The organism is Variovorax humicola, from assembly GCF_037889915.1.
Classification (GTDB): Bacteria; Pseudomonadota; Gammaproteobacteria; order Burkholderiales; family Burkholderiaceae_C; genus Variovorax; species Variovorax humicola.
In genome coordinates this window covers 1-20,322 of record NZ_JBBKZV010000059.1, presented here as the reverse complement: position 1 = coordinate 20,322, position 20,322 = coordinate 1, and the positions used below count along the sequence as shown (strand labels likewise).

16 protein-coding genes and 3 pseudogenes are annotated in these 20,322 nt (G+C 62.0%); 6 read left to right on the top strand and 13 right to left on the bottom strand.

The features are described from left to right. Nucleotides 1-559 (bottom strand): annotated as a pseudogene (locus WKW80_RS35660) (helix-turn-helix domain-containing protein); the annotation flags it as partial. 158 nt (nucleotides 560-717) lie between these two features. Between WKW80_RS35660 and WKW80_RS35655 the strand changes: the two are divergent. After that, nucleotides 718-1,668: an alpha/beta fold hydrolase gene (locus WKW80_RS35655; RefSeq protein WP_340368286.1), complete on the top strand. Its 951-nt coding sequence runs from the start codon at nucleotides 718-720 to the stop codon at nucleotides 1,666-1,668. A gap of 74 nt (nucleotides 1,669-1,742) precedes the next feature. On the opposite strand, the gene WKW80_RS35650 is transcribed toward WKW80_RS35655, so the two are convergent. The 7 genes from WKW80_RS35650 to WKW80_RS35620 form a co-directional block, all read right to left on the bottom strand. Then, complete coding sequence (locus tag WKW80_RS35650) at nucleotides 1,743-2,153, bottom strand: cupin domain-containing protein (protein ID WP_340368285.1); 411 nt, start codon at nucleotides 2,151-2,153, stop codon at nucleotides 1,743-1,745. Nucleotides 2,154-2,226: 73 nt separating this feature from the next. After that, complete coding sequence (locus tag WKW80_RS35645; protein WP_340368284.1) at nucleotides 2,227-2,541, bottom strand: antibiotic biosynthesis monooxygenase family protein; 315 nt, start codon at nucleotides 2,539-2,541, stop codon at nucleotides 2,227-2,229. Between the two features lie 22 nt (nucleotides 2,542-2,563). After that, nucleotides 2,564-3,334: an SDR family NAD(P)-dependent oxidoreductase gene (locus WKW80_RS35640; protein ID WP_340368283.1), complete on the bottom strand. Its 771-nt coding sequence runs from the start codon at nucleotides 3,332-3,334 to the stop codon at nucleotides 2,564-2,566. Nucleotides 3,335-3,346: 12 nt separating this feature from the next. Continuing rightward, nucleotides 3,347-4,276: an NAD-dependent epimerase/dehydratase family protein gene (locus WKW80_RS35635; RefSeq protein WP_340368288.1), complete on the bottom strand. Its 930-nt coding sequence runs from the start codon at nucleotides 4,274-4,276 to the stop codon at nucleotides 3,347-3,349. A gap of 5 nt (nucleotides 4,277-4,281) precedes the next feature. Continuing rightward, the gene (locus WKW80_RS35630; RefSeq protein ID WP_422823044.1) at nucleotides 4,282-6,171 is read right to left on the bottom strand and encodes a TRAP transporter large permease; all 1,890 of its coding nucleotides are present in this window, start codon (nucleotides 6,169-6,171) and stop codon (nucleotides 4,282-4,284) included. A gap of 126 nt (nucleotides 6,172-6,297) precedes the next feature. Next, on the bottom strand, nucleotides 6,298-7,359 hold the full coding sequence (locus WKW80_RS35625; RefSeq protein ID WP_340368282.1) for a TRAP transporter substrate-binding protein: 1,062 nt from the start codon (nucleotides 7,357-7,359) through the stop codon (nucleotides 6,298-6,300). 30 nt (nucleotides 7,360-7,389) lie between these two features. Beyond that, a complete protein-coding gene (locus tag WKW80_RS35620) occupies nucleotides 7,390-7,815 on the bottom strand; it encodes a VOC family protein (RefSeq protein ID WP_340368281.1) in 426 nt (141 codons plus the stop codon). Nucleotides 7,816-8,009: 194 nt separating this feature from the next. Here WKW80_RS35620 and WKW80_RS35615 point away from each other — a divergent pair, with 194 nt between their 5' ends. The 3 genes from WKW80_RS35615 to WKW80_RS35605 are packed head-to-tail and all read left to right on the top strand — an operon-like array spanning nucleotide 8,010 to nucleotide 10,993. Next, a complete protein-coding gene (locus WKW80_RS35615) occupies nucleotides 8,010-8,846 on the top strand; it encodes an HTD2 family dehydratase (RefSeq protein WP_340368280.1) in 837 nt (278 codons plus the stop codon). Further along, entirely contained in the window at nucleotides 8,843-10,051 is a 1,209-nt protein-coding gene (locus WKW80_RS35610; protein WP_340368279.1) for a CaiB/BaiF CoA transferase family protein, read from the top strand. The genes WKW80_RS35615 and WKW80_RS35610 overlap by 4 nt, the downstream gene beginning before the upstream one ends. A gap of 42 nt (nucleotides 10,052-10,093) precedes the next feature. Beyond that, nucleotides 10,094-10,993, top strand: a complete 900-nt coding sequence (locus WKW80_RS35605) for an IclR family transcriptional regulator (protein WP_340368278.1) — start codon at nucleotides 10,094-10,096, stop codon at nucleotides 10,991-10,993. Nucleotides 10,994-11,103: 110 nt separating this feature from the next. Here WKW80_RS35605 and WKW80_RS35600 read toward each other — a convergent pair whose 3' ends face one another. Then, nucleotides 11,104-11,751, bottom strand: a complete 648-nt coding sequence (locus tag WKW80_RS35600; RefSeq protein WP_340368277.1) for an AraC family transcriptional regulator — start codon at nucleotides 11,749-11,751, stop codon at nucleotides 11,104-11,106. Nucleotides 11,752-12,274: 523 nt separating this feature from the next. Here WKW80_RS35600 and WKW80_RS35595 point away from each other — a divergent pair. Both WKW80_RS35595 and WKW80_RS35590 read left to right on the top strand, forming a co-directional pair. Beyond that, nucleotides 12,275-13,798, top strand: a pseudogene (locus WKW80_RS35595) (tannase/feruloyl esterase family alpha/beta hydrolase). 76 nt (nucleotides 13,799-13,874) lie between these two features. Further along, complete coding sequence (locus WKW80_RS35590) at nucleotides 13,875-14,774, top strand: helix-turn-helix transcriptional regulator (RefSeq protein ID WP_340368276.1); 900 nt, start codon at nucleotides 13,875-13,877, stop codon at nucleotides 14,772-14,774. Here WKW80_RS35590 and WKW80_RS35585 read toward each other — a convergent pair. From WKW80_RS35585 to WKW80_RS35570, 4 genes and pseudogenes are all read right to left on the bottom strand, one after another. Beyond that, nucleotides 14,759-16,660, bottom strand: coding sequence for a sigma-54-dependent Fis family transcriptional regulator (locus tag WKW80_RS35585; RefSeq protein WP_340368275.1), 1,902 nt, complete (start codon nucleotides 16,658-16,660; stop codon nucleotides 14,759-14,761). The genes WKW80_RS35590 and WKW80_RS35585 overlap by 16 nt on opposite strands. Nucleotides 16,661-16,736: 76 nt before the next feature. After that, nucleotides 16,737-17,858, bottom strand: a complete 1,122-nt coding sequence (locus tag WKW80_RS35580) for an LLM class flavin-dependent oxidoreductase (protein WP_340368274.1) — start codon at nucleotides 17,856-17,858, stop codon at nucleotides 16,737-16,739. A 59-nt stretch (nucleotides 17,859-17,917) separates the two neighbouring features. Continuing rightward, on the bottom strand, nucleotides 17,918-18,475 hold the full coding sequence (locus WKW80_RS35575; RefSeq protein ID WP_340368273.1) for a flavin reductase family protein: 558 nt from the start codon (nucleotides 18,473-18,475) through the stop codon (nucleotides 17,918-17,920). 315 nt (nucleotides 18,476-18,790) lie between these two features. Further along, nucleotides 18,791-19,993, bottom strand: a pseudogene (locus WKW80_RS35570) (tannase/feruloyl esterase family alpha/beta hydrolase). Nucleotides 19,994-20,322: the final 329 nt, after the last annotated feature.

The following is a 20,322-nucleotide window of genomic DNA, read 5'->3' as shown; positions in this document are numbered from 1 at the left end:
CCACACGACACGCCGGAAACTGCGCCGGGAATAGCGCAAGGTGGCCACAAACAGGCGGGGCTTGCGGAAGCGCTCGGTGCCCTTCACGCGCGTGGGCGCGCCCTCGCCGTAGTCGACCTGCATCTCCTCTCCGGGCTGGAACGACAACCGGTCGAACTGCTGCGGTTCGCGCTGGCGCAGCCTGGCGGCGAACCGCTTGACCGAGTTGTAGCCGCCGGTGAAGGCGAACTGGTCGACCAGGTCCTGGTACACGGCCGTCGCGTTGCGGTTGAGCTTCAACTGCGACTCGATGAAGGCGCGGTGCGGCTCGCATGCCGACGTGATACTGCTCGGCGCCGAGCCCCGGCGGCCGGGTCGGTGGCCAGGGTGGAGCAGTTTGGGTCGGAGCGCTGACAACTGCGCCCGGCGGCCCGGCGTCGCCCTGGCTGGCGAACTGCTTCTCGTAGGCGCGGATGGTATGGCGTGAGATGCCGGTGACACGCGCGATCTCTCGCTGCGTCGCGCCATTGCGCAACAGGGTCCAGATGGTGGTTTGTAGATGTGGCTTCAAGACGTTCAACCTGTGGGCTCCCTCGGGAATCGAGAGAGCAAGTAAACGTCCTGCCGGCCAGCCTCCGATCTACGACGACGCCGAAATCAGCGCCTCAAATGCCGGTGGCCAGGTGGAGCAGTTTGACCTGGCCACAAGTGGAGCACTTTGGGTGGCCATCGGGGGCCATGCAAACACCGACCACGCTTGCGTCGGCGCTCGCGGTGCTGGGCGCAGACTTCACCTTTCCTCACCGGATCGAGGGCATGCCTCAGAAGCTGTCCAACTTCGATGGACTTCGGATCGGATCCTTCGTCACCAACGACGGGGTCAAGCTTGCTTACTGGGAGGCAGGGCAGGGCCGGCCGTTGATCTTCGTGCCAGGGTGGTCTGGGCATGGCGCCCATTACATCAACCTGCTGTACATGCTGGCCGAGCACCATCATGTCTACGTGCTGGATCCGCGCAACCAGGGGTTGTCTCAGCAGGTCGACTACGGCACGCGGATTGCGCGCCTGTCGATGGACCTCAAGGAATTCGGCGATCACATCGGGGTGACGTCGGCCGACTATGTGGGCCACTCGATGGGGGCGGCCATTCTCTGGAGCTACATCGACCTGTTCGGCACGCAGGCCTTCCGCAAGGTCGTTTTTGTGGACGAGCCGATCTCGATTTATTCGCATCAGGATTGGTCTGAACAGGAACGCCTGGAGGCAGGCGCCACGACCACTTCGCCGGAGCGGATGGTGGCGGCCTTCACGGCAGGCGGGCCGGTCAACAAGCTCATCACGGACATGAAGCCATTTGAGCGCTTCGTCATGTTCGACTCGCCCTATTACGAGAACTCGGAACGATTCGCCAATGCGTTCATCCAGGGCGACCCAAAGGCGATGGGACGCGTGCTTTTCGATCACACTGTGAACGACTGGCGTGATGTCGTGCGCCACAAAATCGACGTTCCAGCAGCCATCTTCTCGGGTGAGGAAAGCAACAACCTGCCCAGCCAGCAGTGGGCACAGTCCGTGATTCCCGGCGCAACGCTCTACAACTACTCGGCGGCCGAGCAGGGCGATCATTTCCTCATGTTCAAGAACCCGGCGAAGTTTGTCGAGGATCTGAGGGCGTTTCTCGAGGGCTGACTCCTGATGGCGATGAACGTCGCTACCGGTCGCTTAGCTCGCATCACCTACGAGGGCTGGCGCCGGCAAGGTATCTACCCTAGGAAGCGATCGCCTTCGGAGCCAATGCCTACGGTCTCACCTGTCGCGGCAAACGTGCGGTTGACGTCCGGCGACCCGTAAACGACCAAGACGTAGGCCGTGTCCGTTCCAACGTTGACAAGCTCGTGCTCGACACCCGCGGAGATGAACGTGGAGTCGAAGCGCTGACAGATGGCTTCGCGTTCGCCCAGCTTGATCTTGACCGTGCCCTCAAGCACGGTGACCTGTTCCTCGCTGTTGTGAGAGTGTCGAGGTGCCGAGATTCCCACTGGCAGCTTTGAGATGCCGGTATGCATGGCGCACGCCCCGACTTTTCGGGTGGCAATGAGGTAGTTGACGATGCCGTTGCCGCGCGGCACCTGCTGCAATGTGTCAAACGGAAGGAAATGAGACTGCTCGTTCATGAGGTTCTTTCTTCGAGGGGGAAGATTGATCGGAAACAACAACGACTGAGAAGGGACGTCGTTGTGTTGCAGTTCACTCGACCTTCTCTGCCGATGACAAAGCGAGGTCGAAATGCTCTGTGAAAGGGGGTTGCGCAAAGAAGTCGGCGACGATGCTTCGCCATTCAGCAAACGCTGGAGAGCTGCGGAACTTGATGGTGTGATCCTCGAGCGTGTCCCACTCGAGCATGAGCACATACCGGTCAGGTGATTCGACGCTGTGGCGCACTTGGTAGCCCCTGAACCCTTCGGACTTGGCGATGACGGTGTCCAGCCCGAACTGAACAGCCTTCTCGAACGGCGCCTGCTGACCAGGCTTGATGCGAATGTCGGCAACTTCCAGGATCATTTGATTTTTCCTTCGCGGTTGGTCAGTGGATGTGGCTGCCGCCGTTGACGTCGAGCGTGGCGCCAGTGACGTAGGCAGAGAGGTCAGAAGCTAGGAACAGGCAAGCCCCCGCGATTTCGCGCGGCTTTGCCGCCCGACGCAGCGGGATGCCCGACACGATTTCCTGATGCTTGGCGTCGGACATGCCGTCCACCATGCCGGTCTCGGTCATGGATGGGCAGATGACGTTGGCGCGAATGCCCAGTGGACCAAACTCGCGGGCGATGCTTCGGGTCAAGCTGAGGACCCCGCCCTTCGAGGCCGCATAGTGCGCGCTGCCGACCAGTCCGCCGCCGCGTTGCGCCGCGACCGAGGCGACATTGACGATGACACCAGAGCTGCGCGGCCGGAAAACCCTCAAGGCGCTTTGGCACAGATGAAAGGCACCTTTCAGATTGACGTTCAGCATGAGGTCCAGTTCCTTTTCGCCGATGTCGAGCATCGCGTGAGACTGGACCACCGCCGCGGAGTTGACCAGGCAATCGATCGTTCCGTGCAGGGACACGACGTCCTGCATGAGGCGCTCGCAGTCAGACGCGCTGCTGATGTCGCATCGCAATCCGTGCACCGAGGCGCTGCGCCCGAGGCGCTTCTCGATCGATGCCTTGATGTCGTCCAGCACCTGGTCGTTCATCGAAAGGTCGACCACGACGACCTTCGCGCCGTGCTCGGCGAACAGTTCGGCCGTGGCGTAGCCGATGCTGCGCAGCGAGGCGGCGCCGGCAACAACACACACTTTGTCTTCAAGTAGCATGGGATTCTCAATTCATGGGTTGGGTTTTGCCGACGAAGCGTCGACGGGCATGTCGTTCAAGATCCAGTCGGTCACAGATGCATGTCTTGGCGACCATCCGAGTTCCCGGCGTGCGCGCACCGCCCTGACCCGGCTGTTGCTGCCAAGCGAAAAGTACGCTCTGGCTTCGCCCCAACGCTCGACCGCGACGTCTGGCGGCAAGGCTTGTGGAGGCCCGAGGTCAAGCCGCTTCGCAATCGCTTCGGCGATCTCGCCGAAGGACGCTTCGCCGTTTTCCGCGAAGTAGAACGAGCCAGCGGGCGCGTTCGCGATGGCCAGGAGATACAGGTCGGCCACGTCGTCGATATGCACGTTGGACCAGACATTCAGTCCGGGGCCGACCGTTTGAACAATGCCGTGTTCCAGGGCGTTGCTGACAAGCGTGGGGATCTGCACGCTGTTGCGATTCATCCCGCTGCCGACGCCGTAGATGAGGCTGGGGCAGATGACCACGGAACGCACATCACGCGATGCCGCGCCAAGGATCAATAGGTCCAGTTCACGGCGGGCTTGCTTGCCCGGAGCCACCACGAATGGGGTGGTTTCATCGAAGACCGTGTCGGAGCGGCGGCTGCCGCGCACGTCGTCGCCCACCACGCTGGATCCGCTGGTATGCACGAGTACTTTCGACGAGCCCTCGAGGCCCGCAAGCAATGCACGCACGGCGCCGGCATTGTCAGCGCTGGCCGTATTGATCACGCCATCCGAAGCGCGCGCCTCGCTGGCAAGCAGTTCGACGTCGTCCAGCCCGCCGAGAACAGGTTCTACGCCGCGCTCTGCGAGCAGCGCCGCGCTTTCGGCGCTGCGCACCAGGCCGCGCACCCGATAGCCGTTCTCGACGAGCTTCGATGCGATCGTGCCGCCGATGTATCCCGTGGCACCCGTCAGAAAAATGGTTTTCATGATGTTTACTTGAGAAAGCCCGTAGACAGCCAGGGCACCGCGGCGACGATCACGGTTCCCACCAGCAGGGCCAGCATGTAGCCCATGATCGGTTTCATACCGGCGCTTGGGCTGACGCGGGCGATCGCGCAAGCCGAGTAGTAGCCCACCCCGAATGGCGGGGCAAAGAGGCCGATGCCCATGGCAAGCACCACCACCATCGAGTAGTGGACATCGTTGACCCCGAACTGCTTGGCGATCGGAAAGAGGAGCGGGCCGAAGACGACGATTGCGGGGATCCCTTCCAGCACGCTGCCGAGGACGATGAATGCCAGGATGGAGACCGCCAGGAAGCCTGCCGTACCGCCCGGAAGTTGCGTCATTGCTTCAGCCAACTGACGGGAGAAGCCGGATTGCGTCAACGCCCAAGCCATCCCTGTTGCCGTTCCGATGATGAGCAGGATGGCACCCGACAACGCCGCCGTGTCCACCAGGGCAGGCCAGAGCTTCCTCATGTCGAGCTGGCGATAAACCACAAGGCCGGCCACGATGGCGTAGGCAATGCCGATCGTCGAGACTTCCGTGGCCGTGGCCACGCCTTCGACGACTGCGGCCCGGATAATGAACGGGAGCGCCAGCGCGGGCAGTGCAAAGATCAGGGATTTCCAGATCTCTTGCCTGGTGGCGCGCACGATATGCGATACGTCGACTTTGCGCACGCGCCACCACACCACGGTGCACAGCAGGACGGCGAGCACCAGGGCCGGCACGAGACCACCGGCGAAAAGCGCCGCGATCGATATGCCCGTGACCGATCCGATCGTGATCAAGACGATGCTCGGCGGGATGGTCTCCGTTTGCGCGCCAGTCGCGGCAAGCAGTGCCACCATTTCGCCGTCCTTTTCTCCGCGCTTGCGCATCTCCGGAAAAAGGACGGGTGCGAGTGCGGCCATGTCCGCGGCCTTGGATCCGGAGATGCCGGAAACCAGGTACATGCCGCCGATCAGCACATAGGAGAGGCCGCCGCGGACATGTCCAAGCAGGGACGCCAGGAAACGGACCATGGCCTTTGCCATGCCGCTGAGTTCGAGGATGACGCCGAGAAACACGAACAGCGGCACGGCCAGCAGCACCAGGTGCGACATGCCTTCGTCCATTCGTCCGACGATAACGTTCACTGGCTTGCTCGTGGTCAGCGCGATGTACCCGAAGGTGGCAAGGCCGAATGCGAAGGCGATCGGTACACCCGACAGGACGAGCAGCCCGACGATCACGACGAAGAAGATCAGCAGATTGAAGTTCCCGATGTTCGCGAAGGCCGGGCTGATGAAGTAGAGGGCGGCGCCGACAACCAAAGTCAGCCCGACAGCCATCGCCAGTCGCTTGCCGTTCGTCACTGCGGCCAGCTTGATGGCGGCTGCGACGCACATCAGGATCACGCCGCAAGGCAGTGCGGCGGCGCGCCAGGCACTCGAGATGCCCAGCGAAGGGGTGGTGACGATGGCTTCCTCACTTGCGAAGTCGTAGGCCGGATGAGCGACCAACAGGAGAAACGCTGCGGCCGCGACCACTGCGAACAGGTCCAGGAACGCCCGTGTGCCAGGAGAGGCAATGTCGACGAGTGCCGTCATTCGCATGTGCGCGGAACGACGCAGCGCGATGACTGCGCCCAACATGGCCAACCAGAGAAACAGGATGCCTGCGAGCTCGTCGGACCAGGTCAAGGGCTGATGCAGGGCGTAGCGGCTCACAACCCCCGAAAACAAGACCAGGATCTCGATCAGAACCAGCAAGGCGGCAGGCACTTCGGTGACGAAAGCGAGGACGCGATCGGCCTGGTAGACCGCCCGATGCCACGCGCTATCCGAGTGCGCGAGCGCTGCGTGGGGGCTCACGGAGGTGTTGTTTGGATCCACGGATTCGTCTCCAGTATTCGAGTTGTCGGATGCGGGTGGGGGCAGGCTCCCGCCGACCTGCCGCTGGCCACGATGAGCCAGGGTAGATCGACAGGATGGAAACCCCTACCGGTGCTGAACTTGCGGTCAGGCCAGCTTGCCGCTGTACTTTTCGAGGATGGTCCAGCCTTCGGGGCCGAACTTCTTCTGCCAGTCGGTGTAGAAGCCGGTTCTCACCAGGGTGTCCCGGAACGGCTTGCCTTCCACCTTGTTGAACTGCATGCCGGCGCCCTTGAGCTTGGTTTCAAGCGTGCCGGTCAATGCGTCGTGCGCAGCGCGTTGCTTGAGTGCGTTGGCGTCGAACACGCGTGTGGCCAGCGTCCGGAGGTCCTCGGGAAGTGCTGCCCAGTTGCGCTTGTTGCCGATCAGGGCGAAGTATTCCCAGGTGTGCGAGGTGTAGGTGAGGAACTTCTGCACCTCGTAGAGCTTCGCGGAATCAATGGTGGGGAGCGCATTCTCCTGGCCATCGACAACCTTCGTCTGCAACGCCGTGTAGAGCTCGCCGATCGGGACGGTCGTGGGCGACGCCTCCAAGCCTTTGAAGAGGGAAGTCTGGAAAGCCGTTGCAGGCACCCTGATCTTCATCCCGACGAGATCCTTCGGCGAGGTGATCGGCTTGGATGAATTGGTGATCTGGCGGAAGCCGTGGTCATAGAACTTGCCCACGGGCACGAGGTTCGCCTTGTCGAAGGTGCCGCGGATGTAGTTACCGAGGTCGCCGTCCATGGCTTTCCAGACCGTCGGATAGTCGGAAAAGGCGAAAGGCATGGAGCTGAGCCCGGCGGCCGGAATCAGGTTGGCGTAGATCTGGCCGGCCGTGCAGATGAAGTCGATCGCGCCGGAGCGCACTTGGGAGAGTGTGTCCGTATCGCTTCCGAGTTGCCCATTCGAATAGACCTCGATCGTCAGGCGGCCGCCGGATTCTTTCAGGATCTCCGCGCACGCAGCCTTCAACGCGACAGGCGTGGGATGGCTGTCCGGCAGCGAAATCGCAATCTTGAGATTGAACTTGCCGGCGGCTTGCGCCATGACGGCACCGGGCACCAGGGCGGTGGCGGCCACGGATGCGAGTTGCTTGAGGATGTCCCGACGTCCGGTCATGGGTGGTGCCGAAAAATGTGAGCTGACGAAAGAGGTCTTGGTTTTCACGGTGTGTCTCCTGCGGATTTGCGGGTTGGGTCAGCTGTAAACGTTGGGTTGGTGCACTTCGATCACGTTGCCGTCCGGGTCTTGGAGGAACACTTGATGCCAGCCAGCGATGGCCCAGCGCCCGTAGTCCGAGTAGCGCAAGCCAAGTTCGTCACACCTGCGCATGAAGCCCTTGATGTCATCCGTGCGGAAGCAGAAGTGGCCGCGTGCCATCGGGTTGACGATCTGCTTCATCTTGAAGCCGGTGTCCAGGTCGCGTTCGGCCCAATGGAATTCGATGTCGCCATCGGTCAGGAAGTCGACCTTGCCGTTGTAGCCGGACGTGGTGCTTTCAGCGTTCACGCGAGAGTGTTCCTCATCGCGAATCGTGCCGAGGTCAAACAGCGTTTGATAGAACTTTGTGAGCCGCGGCAGGCTGTCGGTGCACAGGTTCATGTGGTGAAACTTGAAGTTCATGACGGGTCCTTTGTCTGATGTATGGAGGCCGAAGAGACACTGAAATTGCAGTGTGGAATGGACTTTACGTGATTCACTGGTGAAGTCAAGCATGCATAGGTGTAAACACCTAGGGCAATGATTTGGCGTTTTCAATCCAAAAGGATGCATCTAAAATTCACCCATGAACACAAATATGCATTGGTGAGAAAGTCATGCTTGAGACAAACGAGACTGAAGCGGTCGTGCGTGAAGAGGTGTGCGGACTGTCTGGCGCACGGCGCATCGCCGCGATGCTGGACCTCGACCCCGCGAAACTTGTGCCGGGCGCCTCGTTGCCACGCGGCTGGCAATTCCTGTTGATGGGAGCCGACACGCGCCGATCGGAACTGCGCAGCGATGGGTTCCCGGGACTGGGCGTGCCGATGCCGGACCTCGGACTTCCTCGTCTGATGCTGGGTGGACGTTCGGTCACTTTCATCAGCGACATGCCGATCGGGGCCACGGTGCTGCGAAGCAGCGCTGTGCAAAGCGTGGTCCACAAGGCAAATGCGTCAGGACCCATGGCCATCGTGACGCTGGTGCATGAGCTTCGAATCCCCGAAAAGCCCGAGCCTGCGCTGATCGAGACCCAGACCTATCTGCTGTTGTCCGCCGCCAACAAGGCCGCCGGCGAGCCGGATGCGCCAGCCCTCGAGCCGGTCCGGGCAGAGTACGTGAAGACGCTGACGCCGGACGAAACGCTGCTGTTCCAGTATTCGGCGCTTGGCTTCAACTCGCACAAGATTCACATCGACCGGGACTTCGCGCGCAAGCAGGAGGGATTTCCTGACCTCGTGGTCAACGGCGGCTTGGCGACGCTGCTGCTCACCGAGTTCCTGCGCCGTGACCTCGATGTGATTCCCGCTGCAATCAAGGTGCGCCACCTCGCACCGCTTTTCTGCGATCGACCAGTCACGCTGGCTGCCGATCGAATCGGCGAACGTTGGCGGCTCAGGGCCTTCGACGATCGCAACCGATTGGCCGTCGATATGGAGGTAGATACCCAATGAGCTTCGAACCGTTGAAGGGCGTGCGCGTCCTGGACTTGACCAGCGTCGTCGTTGGCCCGGTCTGTACCTGGCGGCTGAGCCAATACGGCGCAGAGGTCGTGAAGGTCGAGAGTCCTGAAGGCGACCTGATGCGCGGCCTGGGCGGACTGTCGCCCACCGGCCAGCACTCGGGCGCATACCTTCACTTCAACCGCGGCAAGCGCAACATCTGCCTCGACCTAAAAAAGAAAGGCGCCCGGGAGGCCATCGACAAGCTAATTGCATCGGCTGACGTGATCGTCGCCAACATGCGCCCACAAGCCCTCGAGCGGCTGGGCCTCGATGCCGCGACCGTGCGCGCCAGGCATCCTGACAAGATCTACTGCCTGATCACCGGCTACGGCACCGACGGCCCGTACTCGGGCTTGCCCACCTACGACAGCGTGGTCCAGGGCGCCACCGGCATGGCAGGGTTGATGCTGGCTCGCGATGGCGCGCCAGCCTATGTGCCGCTGTTGATCTGCGATCACGTAGCCGGAGAAATTGCTGCGGGCGCGATCCTCGCGGCTGTCGTCGAGCGCAAGTCCAGTGGCGCCGGCTGCAGCATCGAGGTGCCCATGTTCGAGACGATGGCCGCCTTCGTGCTTCAGGAACACCTGGCGCAGCAGAGTTTCGATCCGCCGGTCGGGCCGCCCGGGGACCTTCGCCTCCTGAGCCCGCACAACAAGCCGATCCAGACCGCGGACGGATGGATCTCGTTCACCATCAACACCGATCCACAGGTGCGCGCGTTCCTGAAGGCGACCGATCGTCAGGAGCTGCTCGACGACCCGCGCTTTTCGAGCGTCGCCGCGCGCGCCCGCAACGTTGCGCAGTGGTTCGAGGTCCGCGGCGCCCCACTGACGAGTCGGACCACCGAGCAATGGCTTCAGATCCTGCGTGCGGCGGACATCGCCGTGCAGCCCTGTCACACGCTGGATTCATTACCTCGGGATCCGCACCTCGAAGCGGTGGGATTGATCGACTTCGAAGACCATCCGACCGAGGGCAGGACGGCGGCGATCAGGTCGTCCATCCGCTTCGAGGATGCCTACCCGGCACGCCGCTCACCAGCGCAGCCGCGTGGCGCGGACACCCGTGGCCTGCTGGCCGAACTCGGCTATGACGCCGACGCCATCAGTGCATTGCTCTCCGACGGAGCGGCGCAGGCGACGCCGCAAACCTGAACGGTCTGCGTGATCGCGTCCCGGCAATCGAAAGCCGTCAAAATGCGGATGTTGCGCAGAGCAACGGAGCACACGATGAAAGATGATGTGAACGAAGTCACCACGGTGGCGGAAGCAGAGGGTCGGTCCTACTCGGCGCCAGCGCTGGAAAAAGGGCTCGACATTCTCGAGGTGCTGTGCCACAGCGACCAGCCGCTTTCTCAAAAGGACATCGCACAGCGCGTGGGGCGCACCACGGGTGAGATCTACCGGATGGTGGCGTGCCTCGTCAATCGCAACTACGTGACGCTGGTCGACGAAAACACCTATGCGATCACGACCAAGCTCTTCGAGCTGGCGCACATCAATTCGCCGACGCAACGCCTTCTGCAGGAGGCCGCGCCCCTGATGCAGCGACTGGCCAGCGAGTTGGATCAGTCCTGCCACCTGACGGTGTACGGACAGGGCAAGCAGGTGGTGTTGTTCAAGGTCGATACGCCCAGCGGCATGGGCTTTGCGATTCGCGCGGGCGCGGAGATCGATGTGCTGATCTCGGCCTCGGGCCGCGTCCTCGTGGCGTTCCAGGACGACGAGACCCGCGCGTTGCGGATCGAGGAGTCCTTGGCGCGGCGGCCGGACCAGGCCGATCCGCAGATCGACAGCATCCTCCACTCGGTCCGCTCGGCGGGCTACGAATCCATTCCGAGTGTCCAGGTCCGCGGCCTCTATGCCGTCAGTTTTCCGATTCTGGACACGCAAGGGCATGCGATTGCCGCCCTTACCGTGCCCTATGCCGAGAGGCTCGACCAGGTGGAGCGCAAGTCGATCCCCGAAGTGACCTTGGCGCTTGGCGAGGCTGCACGGACTCTTTCAGCGCGAATCGGCGGCATGGTCGGTTTGAACAGGGCGAATGTCCCAGAGAAGTTGAGCGCTCCAAAGCGGTCCCGCGCCGGCGGACGATAGCTGGCTGGGCTCGAAACATGCCAGCGCCGGCACCGGATCCGGATTGCCGGCGGATCATTGCGCTTGACAACAGCGGTGGCATGGTCGCCAAGCCGTTTCCGATCCGCACCCTAGGCCCGCTTCCGAATTTCACGTGGCGTTGCGCCAATCTTTCGTCTCATGAGTTCGGTCATATGCGACTGGCTTGCGAATCCGAATGCGATCGCGATGTCGGCGATCGATCTCGCATGATCCCTCTGGAGCGACTTGATCGCCGCCTTGATCCGGCAATCCTGCACGTACGCATGGGGCGTCAGTCCAAACGTCGTCTTGAAGGTCCTCGCAAAGTGGAAAGGGCTGAGACCGATTTCGTCGGCAAGGCGTTTCAGCGACAGGTCCGCACCCAGTTCGGCATGGATGACGGCCAGCAGCAGTCGCTGCTGCACAGCACCAAGACCGCCGGAAGACAGTCCGAGCCGTGGCGGCGCAGGTGCCGCGTAGCTCCCGCTCATCAACCCCAGGAGCGCGACCGACAAGCCCTGCGCATACAAGCGCCCATTGGGATAGCCGGCAAGCGCTTCGCCGGCAAGTGCGAAGACTGTATGGCTGATGCGGCTGTCGAACACCTCGTGCCGGGTGCGCAGTGCAACGAACGGCATGTCGCCGTGCGTCATGGCCTGCACATCCGTATCCGCAAACTCGACGAGCACGCACCGACCAGCCTCGCCTGACCACCGGCAATGGTCAAAGGCCAAGCCTTTCTCGTAGATCTCGACCATTCCCGGCTCGGTGCGCATCTGCAGCGTCTGGCGGCCTTGCCGGTACCAACTGCGTCCCCGACCTTCGTGGGCAACGAAGATCCTGGCGACTGCATGGAAGTCGTCTTTGAGCTCCGCCTCGCAAGGAATTCCCGTCACCACGACCGGCAGGCATGAAGACGAAGCAGGGGAGGACGCCAAGACCTCGGTCGGGTCATTCGAATGCGGGAGATTGGCGAGATCCAGGCAATCCATGCACGCATGATTCTTCATAAGGAGATGCACAATAGTTCATCGTTTTCCCGGGGTGAGCAAGATCCTGATATCGACGCTCGCTTTTTGAAAGAGCGAACGGCGCTGAAATCCTAAGGTGCAGGTCAGCAGGTGAACGATTGTTCATCTGCGGCGATTCATCAAAAACTGGAGCCAACAGCATGCCGAGCCTTGACCGCGCCCCCGAACCCACTCCCCACAAGCGACGCCGGGGCGACCCTTTTCTCTCGTCCTCGCAGCCGCAGGCGTCGGCGCGTTGATCCTCTGCCTGGTGAAGCTGCTGGTGGGACCCGGAAACCCCGGACCCACAGGGGCGCCATCGACATCGGCGGGGATCGGCATCCAGATCCTGTTGCCCACGACGGCCAACTGGAACGAGCGGATCCGGTCATTTGGCAATGGCGGTTGGTCCGGCTTGGCGGAGACGAGCCTGACGTCGATCGCCACCGGCGACGGCCTGAACATCCTCGCAGCTGCAGTCGGCAAGGGCTTTGTAGTTTCGACTTCGGACAATGGCCACGTAGGCGGCAACGGTTCGTTCGCCATGAACCCCGACGGTTCGATCAACACGGTGCTCTGGCGCGACTTTGCCGAGAGAAGCTTGCATGAAACGGCCGAGAAGACCAAGGCGCTGGTGCAGGCCTACTACGGCAAGACACAACGCTATGCCTATTGGGACGGCTACTCCACAGGCGGGCGGCAGGGCCTGAAGCTTGCGCAGATCTATCCGAACGACTATGACGGCATCACCGTGGGCGCCCCGGCGATCAATTGGACCAAGTTCATCACGCGCGAGCTCTATCCGTAGATCGTCATGAAGCAGGATCTCGGCGCCACGATGAGTTCCGCCAAGCTCAACGCCATCAGCACGTCCGCGGTCAACGCCTGCGGCGGTGCAACGCTGGGTTATCTGCTCGACCCGCTCGCATGCCGATACGATCCGACCAAGGATGCGGCCGTCCTGTGCAGCGGCGTGGCCGGCAACGGTGGCGTCGTCGGAGCCAGCACCGCAGCAACCTGCGCGAACCTCGCGGAGTCCACTGCGATCAACAAGATGTGGTACGGCCAGACGGCCGATGGCACCGCGCCTGATCCCGCCGTGGACAATGCGGCAGGCCCTTACCTCACTGGCAGCGATCAACTCTGGTTCGGGCTGACACGCGGGTCGTCTCTTGCCGCTTTGGTGGGCGCCAATCCGTTCCCGATCGCGACGGACCAGACTGCGCTCGAGTTGCAGGACCCGACGTACGCCCAGGCCAACTTCCTGAATGCGTCTGGCAATGGCGCCAACAAGTGGACGACGCTGACCTATGCCGCTCTGACGAATGCGGCGTTCCAGGGCGTCCTGCTTCAGCCTTCCTTCAGCAACATCAATACCGACAACGCCGACCTTAGCGCGTTCAACGCGCGCAAGGGCAAGATCCTGCTGAACCACGGATTGGCGGACAACCTGATCGCCCCGCAGGGGTCGATCAACTACTACAACCGCGTCGCTGCGGTGATGGGAGGCGTGCCGTCGATCCAGTCATTCTTCCGCTTCTATCTCGTTCCGGGAATGCAGCACAACGGCCCCCTGGTCGGTGGCCCGACCCTACCGATGCCGCAATCGGCAATCGGGCGCGACGAGATGTTCACAACCTTGCAAGCCTGGGTGGAGAGCGGAACGGTGCCAGGCAGGGTGGACGTGACCTCGTCCAATGGCAACGTATCGCAGGCACTTTGCATCTATCCGCTGAAAGCGGTATACGACGGCGCAGGTCCGCAGACGGCAGCAGTGAGCTACGCATGCAAGTGACCTGAAGCGTTGTCGAAACTGCGAAGAGGAGCCTGCACAATGCCGGCTCCTCTTCGTTGCATCCACTCATCCCAATATGAACGATCGAAGCGCAACCGCGCCACTCAGCGGACTGGCGGACGAGCGATCCCCCTACCTCGACGAGTTCGGGGAGCGATTGCGCACACTGCGATCGCGCCGGGGCGTCACCCGCAAGGAACTCGCGCTCGCATCGGCCATTTCCGAGCGGTATCTGGCCAATCTCGAACTTGGTCGGGCGAACCCGTCACTGTTGATCCTCGATCAGGTCGCCCACGGACTCGACTGTTCCATTGCAGAACTCGTCGGGGACGTCACGACCTTGACACCCGAGTGGCTGCTGCTGCGGGATCTTCTCGGCGGCCTGAATGAGGCTGAGTTGCATGTCGCGCGCCTGGCTTTGACGCGGGCACTGGGTGCTGCGACGGACGGCGCGAACAACATCAATCGCATTGCGTTGATCGGCCTGCGCGGTGCGGGCAAGTCAACGCTTGGCCGCATGCTTGCAGCTGAACTCGGTGTGACGTTCATCGAGCTCAGCACTGAAATCGAGCATCTCGCGGGCTACAGCATTCGTGAAATCCATGACCTGTACGGGCAGATCGCCTACCGCCGCTACGAAAGGCGCGCGTTCGAGCAGATTCTGCAGATTCACTCGGATTTCGTCATGGCCACGCCGGGCGGCATGGTGGCCGAGCCTGCCACCTTCAGTGTGCTCATGAGTCATTGCCGCACGGTGTGGCTCCGTGCAAAGCCCGAGGACCACATGAGTCGCGTCGCACAACAGGGCGATCTGCGACCCATGGCGGGCAATGAAGAGGCCATGGACGACTTGCGCAGAATCCTGACGGGACGCGAGGCCTTCTATGCGAAAGCCGATACGCAGATCGACACCAGTGACCAGCCGCTGGAACAGACGCTCCAGCTTCTCCTTGAACTCGTTCAAGCGGGCCGATGAATTCCAAGCTCGTGCAACTGCCTGTGCAAGGTCGCGCGCGAAATCCCAAGCGAGATTGCCGCTTCCGAAACATTCCAGTTGCACCGATTGAGCGCCTGCTCGATGGCGGCGCGCTTGCCGACCGGCTGCGAACCCAGCGCTGTTGATCCCGGCTTTCTTCCCAATGGCGGAGGTAGCTCGGTGATGTCGATCTTTCCATCCGTATCCATCGCGACGGCAAACCTGATGGCGTGATGAAGCTCGCGCAGGTTGCCCGGCCAGTTGTGCGACATCAGGGCTTGCATGGCATCTTCGTCGACGAGCGGAGCCGGCCGTCCGACCCGCTGTGCAGCGACCTTCACCGCGCGTTCGATCAACTGCCGGCGATCATCGCGATGACGCAGCGCGGGCAGGCATACCGTCGCCCCCGCAAGCCTGAAATAGAGGTCTTCCCTGAAGCGGCCCTCGCGAACCTGCTCGGCAACGTCATGAAGACTGGCGGCAATCAGCGCGAAGCGCACCTGGACAGGCCGGGTCGCGCCGACCGGAGTGAATTCACCATCCGACAGAACCTGCAAAAGCCTTGTTTGCAGGGCAACAGGCATGTCACCGATCTCGTCCAGGAACAAGGTCCCTCCGTCGGCTTCGAGCAACCGGCCTCGTGAGCCTTGGCGGGCCGCGCCGGTGAAGGCGCCAGGTCGATAACCGAAGAGCTCGCTCTCGATCAGTTCCGCGGTGATCGCGGCACAGTTGATGGCGATGAACTTGTCAGGCGTTCCCCCGGCATCCATGTGCAGCGCCCTGGCCAGCGCACTCTTGCCAGTGCCTGTTTCACCCTGGAGAAACACCGGCACGCGGTGAGCGATCAAGCGTTGCGCGACGCTCATGGCATCGCGCACTACCGGGTCGTTGCCCACGATCTCCTCGGCCGTGGGCTGAGTCGCGTCCAGTGGGACAGGCACACGTGCTGGCGTTGTCCCACGTTGTTGGGTCGAGCGCACTCTCGGCTGCTCGAAGCGGAAGAAGTGCTTGCTGCCATTCGGTAGATGAAACGCCACGTCCCCGCAGTCTGCGGCCTTGGCCCATCGATCCAGTCCTTCGATCTCCGAGAGCGACAAGCCGATCAAGTTCTCGCCGTGCGGTACGAGGATCCGTTGCGCCAGCGGCGTCGCGTCGAGCACTCTCCCGGAAGGATCGACGGCAATGCGGGACTCCGCGGCTGCGTCGCAGAAATCTCCGTGGCGAGACAGACGCAGAATGGTGTGGCCTGCATTGCGGCGATCGAAGAACAGGTTTTCGATCCGGCGTGCCGAGGCGGTGACAACTTGGCGAACCACTGCTTGCGCTGCACGGTCCGATCCGCGCAAGGTGGTGACGTTCAGCACGCCAGCCAGCTGGCCCGCTGCACCGAACACGGGGGCCACGGTACAGCTCACCCCGGCGAGGCTCGACGCAAAGTGATCGTGCATCACCACCGACAGTGCGCGCCGCTCCTGAATGCAAAGTGCCACGCCGTTGGTGCCCTGCTTGTCTTCCGCCCAAATGGATCCCGGGAGTACCCCGACGTTGGTGCACGCGTCCAGGACCAGCTCGGTAGATCGAAAGCTGAGCGCGACCCCGTCGGGGTCGGCCAGCATCACGACGTAATCCTGCTCGGCCAGCAATTCGAAGAGACGTTGAACCTCTCCTTGCGACAGCGCGAGCAGGTCTGCGATTGGCTCTCGGTGATCCTGAAGTTCCACCGAGGTCAGCACACAGGGACGCGCCACCCGGTCCGGGGTCAGCTTGTGGACCGCAAGGCACCGCTCCTGTGAGGCGGCGACGCTGGTGCCATCAAGCAGCGCGTCCTGGAGAAGAGCAGGTACTGCGGCGGGGCGCAGCACGCTCGGAGGAAAGGCTTTGTCCACAGCGCGATGTCTCCTGCAAGGGGCCTGGGGCGGGCCCTTTATATGGAAGGATTTTGCATCCTTCGCCCCATTGCTGTCACGCGGCCAAAAGCTCCGCGGCAGGCGTCGATGTGGCCTTGCGCAATGTCGGCATCACCTCATGCGCAAGGCGCCGCATGGTTTCCCATTCCCAGGCACGATTGCGGCCCATTCCGTCCATCGAGGCCATCATCAAGCCATGGAAGGGCCCCGTGCGCTCACGGAAGCTCACCAGCTTGTCGGCGACGGTCTTGGGCGAGCCGTAGACCACCATGCTGTCGATCAGTTGCTCCACCGTGACGGCGTCGTCAGGCTGTTTGGGGTCGTCCTTCATGACGGCGGTGTAGTTCACCGACTTCAGCACACGCCAGAGGTAGTCGAAGTAGTAGTAGTTGCTGCCGGCCGGGTCCATCACACGATCACGGGCTTCGGCATCGCTTTCCGCAATGATGATGTTGCGCGCAACACGCCAGTCGTGGCCGGTCGGCTCGCGACCCGCCAGTTCGCAACCCTCGACGTACTTCTTCCAGTGACTGGCGATGACGTACTCCGGGCAGAAGTTCGCGCTCATCGCACCGAAGCCGCGGGCGGCAGCGGTCTTGACGCTGTCCGAGAACGGCGACATCGCAGTCATCGAGATTTCCGGATGTGGCTTCTGGAAAGGCTTGGGCATGAAGCCAACGCCGAGTTCCGGAATGACCATGTCCTTCAGCGAGATCTTCCAGTGCTTGCCGTCGATGACGTACGGCGGATCCTGCGACCAGATCTTGAGGATCGTGTCGATCGATTCCATCATACGTTCCGTGCGATATGCGCCGTCCAGGACTTCAAACAGTTCCATGTCGCTCGCCAGGCCGCCCGGGCCAATGCCGAACAGCAGCCGGCCCTGGCTCATGTGGTCGAACTGCGCAACCTCGGCGGCGACGACCGCAGGATGGTGATTGGGTAGCGCGATGACGCCCGTGCCGAAGCGAATGCGCTTCGTCTGGTGGATCAGTGACGCCAGGAAGATCAGCGGAGACGAGATTGGCTCCGTCGTGCAGGACATGTGCTCGCCGAGCCAGACTTCGTCAAAGCCGATCTCGTCCGCGTAAATGATCTTCTCGGTGTTTTCCTTGAAAGTCTCCGTCATGGGCCGAGTGGGTGGATGCAGAGGCATGCCGAACAGTCCGAGTTTCATGAAGTCTCCTATTACGGTTAAAAAAGCACAGCGGTTGCCGCGCGGGGGAACGAACACAATCAGGCTGCGAGCTTCTCTTGCATGGGCTTGCAGCGTTCCGACACACCGACACCAGACCCGTTGAACCAGACAAGGGGGTCAAGATGCTCATCTGCCAAATGCACGTCTGTGACGCGGCCAATGAACAGGGTGTGCGTTGCGTAGTCGATGCGTTGGTCGACTTCACAGGAGACGGCAGCAGGCGCAGATGTCAGGAAGGGCAACGTGTCGCTGCTGTCCTCCCAATCGCCAGTGACGAAACGCTCCGCGCGTCGTGAGCTTTGGGCGAATGCACCCAGCAGGGGGTGATGGGATCCGGCAAGCAGGTTGACGCAGAAGCGACCATGTGTGCTCAGGGTCGGATGCAGGCCTGCGTTCCGGTTCACGGAGATCAGGATTGCCGGTGGGTCCATGGATACCGGAATCACTGCAGACGCCGCCATCCCGTGAGGCGAGCCATCCGCGTCGCGCGTCGTGATCAGAGTGACCGAGGAGGCCACCCGGCGCATGGCGTCTTTGAACGAGTTCGCGACGTCGGCGGCATGTTCAACGTCGCTGCAAACTGACAATGTGGTCATGGCGAAAATCTCCGAGGGTTGGTTGTCTGCTGTGGTCTCAATCCATTGCAGATGGCATGCCCAGGAGCATTCCCATTGAAATCAATGACTTAGCGGTGTCGTAGTGGACTTCCGTGCGACACGTTGCGACACTTGGGGTGTCGCGTGCGACAGTGAAGGCCAACGGCGCTGCGCGAAATGGATGCTCTGCGCGAAGAGATTGCTGCCAGCTACAACTGCGAATAGGTCAGGCGCATACCACGTGGACCAACGGTGCGAAAGGCCATTTCGCATCGTCGAGGCGCCACGCTCACCGGGCGTGGCGGCCTCAAGCATTCAAGCACAACGGTACCGTGCGTTAACCCTCTGACGGCAGCCGGCGCTTGGATCTGTTTGGGCGCTGTATCTGGACCCCCCTGCTTCCAGATGTCTCAGACGTAAATCGTTTGGCCCCTGATGTGCCAGGGTCTTCCATTTGTCTGCCGGCGCGCCGGTGGCGTTGTAGAAGGTCGCGGTCACGGTCTGGGCGTACAGCGGCGATTGCAAGATCAGGGCGAGATCTTCGGTCGCGATCGGGAAGGGGGTGCTCCCTGCCAGGCTCGTCAGGCTGGTACCGCGAGTCAAGCCCCACCACAACTGCTTGGATCCGAGCGCCGTGCCGCTTGCGTTGTCAATGAGCGGATCGGGTGCAGTACCGTCATTGGTTTGGCCGTACCAAATCTTGTTGACAACTTGCGCTTCGGCCAAGCTCAGGCATTTGTTCGTGTCGCTGTTGGTTCCTGCCGCGCCGGTCGGGGTTGCCGAAGTCGTGCACAACGCAGCGGCATCCTTGGATGGATCGTAACGGCAGGACGCAGGGTTCAGGATGAACCCAAGAGCCTGGGCGTCGCATGCTTTCGTCGCCGACGCACTGACAGCGTCGAGCTTCGAAGCCGCGATAGGACCGCCCAATTCCTTCAACATTAGCGTCTGTGGGTAGATTTCACTCGTGATGAAGTTGGTCCAGTTGAAGGCCGGCGCGCCCGCCAGGATGCCGTCGTAGTCACCCGGGTATGTCTGTACCGCCTTGAAGCCCTAGCGGCCGCCGGTCGAGAAGCCGTCCCAATACGCGTACTTGTGCGCCTTCCCGTAGTACAGCTGGACCAAGGCCTTGGACTTGTCGGTCATTTCATGAATGGCACGTTGCGAAAAATCCTGCCAGAAAACCTGGTTGATCGTGCCGTCGGCATTCATGAGAAACGACCCGTTGGAGCCGCCGGTATAAGGCGCTGAGGTCTTGCCATGATCTGACACAACGACCTCGTAGCCATTGGCCACGGCAGCAAGATGCAAAGGCTGAAACGACGCGCCCTCGTACCCGATGCGTGTGATGTCCGTATGGCGTCCACCCGCAAACCCACCACTGCCGAAGGCCCGTATGCGATCGTTCCACTTGCCCGGATCGGGCAACCAGACTTCGATGCCGACGCCCTTGGTTGTCGACGGTGCTCCTGCGGCACCTGGGTTTCCCGGCCCGATCAGCAGCTTGACCAGGCACATGTTGGTGGTCAGGACCGGAGCGGCGGGGCTCGCCGGTGTCCCAGACAGGGCGAGCGAGTCTCCGGCCTTGAAGGACCTGACCAACAGCACCGAGGTGTTGGCGTCCGGTGCGAATGAAGTCTTCAGGCCATCATTGCAGGCTTGCGCCACGGAGGGCGAAGCCGCAGTGGATACAAAGGCAGGGAAATGGTTGCCGCCTCCGCATGCCGACAGGACGAGCCCCCCGCGTCACAATAGTTGTCGCCCCGATAGGGCCTGAGCCTTTGGGGTTTGGGTTTCATTGATGGTGGTGGGAGGCTGTGGAGCTTGTGGGCGAAGGCCGGCGCGGT